Annotated in this window: 3 protein-coding genes and 2 pseudogenes; 3 read left to right on the plus strand and 2 right to left on the minus strand. The window is 65.0% G+C overall.

Annotated features, from left to right (window positions below; translation table 11 throughout):
* A pseudogene (locus AB0873_RS32010) lies at positions 1-138 on the plus strand (IS5/IS1182 family transposase); the annotation flags it as partial.
* A gap of 81 nt (positions 139-219) precedes the next feature.
* Here the strand turns inward: AB0873_RS32010 and AB0873_RS32015 are convergent.
* Positions 220-1,140, minus strand: a complete 921-nt coding sequence (locus AB0873_RS32015) for a carbon-nitrogen hydrolase family protein (protein WP_366604491.1) — start codon at positions 1,138-1,140, stop codon at positions 220-222.
* A 371-nt stretch (positions 1,141-1,511) separates the two neighbouring features.
* Between AB0873_RS32015 and AB0873_RS32020 the strand changes: the two genes are divergently transcribed.
* The gene (locus AB0873_RS32020) at positions 1,512-1,820 is read left to right on the plus strand and encodes an LLM class flavin-dependent oxidoreductase (protein WP_366604495.1); all 309 of its coding nucleotides are present in this window, start codon (positions 1,512-1,514) and stop codon (positions 1,818-1,820) included.
* A gap of 78 nt (positions 1,821-1,898) precedes the next feature.
* Here the strand turns inward: AB0873_RS32020 and AB0873_RS32025 are convergent, their stop codons facing one another.
* On the minus strand, positions 1,899-2,024 hold the full coding sequence (locus AB0873_RS32025; protein ID WP_366604493.1) for a hypothetical protein: 126 nt from the start codon (positions 2,022-2,024) through the stop codon (positions 1,899-1,901).
* Positions 2,025-2,338: 314 nt separating this feature from the next.
* Here AB0873_RS32025 and AB0873_RS32030 point away from each other — a divergent pair.
* A pseudogene (locus AB0873_RS32030) lies at positions 2,339-3,215 on the plus strand (IS30 family transposase); the annotation flags it as partial.
* Positions 3,216-3,308: the final 93 nt, after the last annotated feature.

Genomic DNA, 3,308 nt, shown 5'->3' on the forward strand with positions numbered 1-3,308 from the left:
GTTCGAGCAGGGGTCGAACATGCCCTGGCCAGGATGAAGTGCTTCAAGATCCTGCGCGACTACCGACGCGCCGCCCACACATTGGCCGACGCCGCCTCCGGCATCGCCAACATCCACAACATCATCCTCACCGGCTGACCACCGACCGGTTGCCGGGCAACGCCTTCACCTCGTTACGAGACGTCCCTTAGGCGCCGGCCTTAGCCTGTAGCGCCCGCATCAACTTGTGAAGCTGGCAGGGGCAAGGCGCCTTCGGTCGATCTCCACGCAGAAAATGTCGCTGCGCGAGTAGTGCCCGACAGGATCGAAATTTTGGCGCTCCCCATGAACCACGGCCGGATCGGCATCAGCGATGACGAGACGTTCCTCGCCGGAGACCGGTGGCACGATCCACTGTCCATCAGGTCCTGCAATGGCCGAGCCGCCGTCGCAGGATGAAACTCGCTCGGCAAGCTCATCGCGGAAGGGAAAGCCAGCCGGGATGTCGGCGTAGGAGAATAGACCGCCAGCGGCGAGTGAGTAAACCCTGCCCTCTGAGGCGATGAATCGGGTGATGTCAGTTGTAGCGCGGGTTGAGCCTGGCCAAACCGATACATGCAGTTCCTCCCCTTGCGCGTAAAGAGCATGCCGCGCCAGGGGCATCCAGTTCTCCCAGCAGTTGAGGCCGCCGACTCTGAGGTCGCCAGCCTGATGCACGCGAAGACCATGGCCATCACCGCTACCCCAGACCAGTCGTTCCTCATGTGTGGGCATCAACTTTCGGTGGGCGCTGACAAGGCCCGCCTGGGGCGATATCGCGAGCAGTGTACAGTAAACGGTCCCGCCGACTCTCTCCGTGATGCCTAGATATGCGAAGACGCCGAGATCTCGCACTGCCTCCGTGATGAGGCGCAACGGCCGACCGTCAAGTTCTACAGCCGCTTCCAAATAGGCCGCATACGCCTGCTTCTGCTGCGGGTCGTTGAATTTCGCCCCATCGGTATGCTTAACCCAAAACGGATATCCGGACAGGAAGGTCTCCGGAAAGGCTATAAGGTCGACCTCCGCAGCCGCGGCTTGCTGTAGAAAATCCAGTACCTTTGCCGTCCCCTGAGCAGGGTCGAGCCAGGGGCAACGGGCTTGAGCAGCAGCAATGCGCATGCGCCAATCTTCGCAGCCATCGCTCCCGCCGCCGTCGCCAGCCCCGTTGCTTCCAAAGCACCCTCGCCGTCGCTCTCACACCCGGCTACGTAACAGGCCAGTCCCGGCGGCTCCGGGTTCCGAGAGCAGACCGGGATTGGGGCACCGGTGGCCACGGCGCCCCAACCCCGACACCGATCGTGCTGATCGCGGACTTGGCGGTTGTCGACCCGGGCTCAGCCTGACCCGCCGACAAACGATGGTGGGCGGGGCGGCCGGTCGCCGTGCAAATCGGTCGAAATCACCATCGGCAGCAACAAGATTCCTCGCCTCGGGCCGCTTTTACTGGGGCTGATCCCACGGCAAGATAAAGGAAGTAAGGCGAATACCTTATTACCCGTAGGCCGAACCTCAACCGGCTCAGCGGCAGCCGGCTCATTCTCGGCGTCGGCGTACGTTGGGCCCGACAGGAGTTTGAGGCGCTCGGCGTGCCGTTCGGGCGGCGCGGCGCTCTGACCGACGAGTACCTGCGCACCATACGCGACGCCTGGCGGAACACCGACGACTACGACACCGCTGCTATCCCGATCTGGTTGGCGGCAATAGCGACGCCGGCATGCGGCGCGCGGTGCTGCTCGGTGACGGCTGGCACCCGCTACGGTTCACGTCCGGATGGCTGGCCGAGGCGGCCGGCCGGCTGAAGGCAACCGCCGACGAATTGGGTCGCACGGCTCCCGCCCTAATGCCGCGCATCGCGCTCTGGAAGGCCCACGAACCGGTCACCGGATCGACGCGCCGGTATCGGCACCATCGACCAGATCATCGCCGACATCGATCAGATCCGCCTGCTCGGCGCGGCGGTGGTGCTGCTCGGCCCGTTTAACGGCGACCTGACCGAGATACACCAGCCCAAGCGCGCCTGGCGGACACTCGCGGCTGTGGCTGCGTACTACAAAATCCCGAGGACCAAATGCCCTGACGACGAGAGAGTGGTGGGGGCCTGATGACGCGCTCCGTGTTAGGAACCACCGGCCGTCCATGAACAGCGCCCGCAGCAGGGCTAAGCGGGCCGGGAGGTCCATCGCTCATGAAAGTCTGTGTTGCCTGCGCCTCGTCGTCACCCGGTTAGTCAACTGACAAGAGTGTCAGAGGTGGTAGCGAATCCTAGAGGGCACGTGTTTGCGAGTACTGGCGGCTTCAGTCGGTCCACCGGGTTGGGGTGCCGCCACTGAGTCTGGCCGAGCCCACCGGCCGCCTACCTGTCGTTCTCGGAGCTTGAGGAAATCGCGCTGCTCAAGGCGCAAGGTCAGGGTGTCCGCGCGATCGCCCGGGAGCTGGGGCGGGACCCCGGCACGATCTCGCGGGAGGTGCGGCGCAACGCTGCGACCCGCGGCGGCAAGCGAGAGTACCGGGCCACGGTCGCGCAGTGGAAGGCGCGGGTCGCCGCGCGGCGTCCCAAGCCGCCGAAGCTGGCGAGCAACCCGCGGCTGCAGGAATACGTCCAAACGCGACTGAGCGGGTAGTTGCGGCGTCCCGACCGGGACAGTTGCAGCCGGCCCGTCGACGACGTGGAAGAGCCTGAACAAGCCGCAGCGCGCCGATCGGCGCTGGGTTACGGCGTGGAGTCCGGAGCAGATCAGCCGTCGGCTGGTCGTCGACTTCCCTGACGATGAGGACATGCGCATCAGCCACGAGGCGATCTACCAAACGCTCTACATCGAAGGACGCGCAGCCCTCAAGCGCGAGCTTGTCGCCTGCCTGCGGACCGGACGTGCACTACGCAAGCCCCGAGAACGCTCACGCAACAGGCCGCAAGGACACGTCAGTGCCGATGTCGTCCTGAGCCAACGACCCGCCGAGGCCGCCGACCGAGCAGTCCCCGGCCACTGGGAGGGCGACCGGATGATCGGGCTGAAACGCTCCGCCATTGGCACCGTCGTCGAACGCACCAGCCGCTACACCCTCTTGGTCCACCTGCCCCGCCTCGATGGCTACGGAACCATCCCGCCCGTCAAGAACGGACCGCCCTGGGCGGCTACGGCGCCATCGCGATGAAAGACGCGCTCCAGGCGACGATGACCACCATGCCCGCTGAGTGTCTTCAAAGGATCTTGGTGTCGGATGATGTTGCGCGTGGGTCGTCGCTACGAGTTGTCTGACGTCGAGTGGGAAGCCCTGTCGCGGTATCT

The organism is Micromonospora sp. NPDC047707 (assembly GCF_040704235.1).
Classification (GTDB): Bacteria; Actinomycetota; Actinomycetes; order Mycobacteriales; family Micromonosporaceae; genus Micromonospora.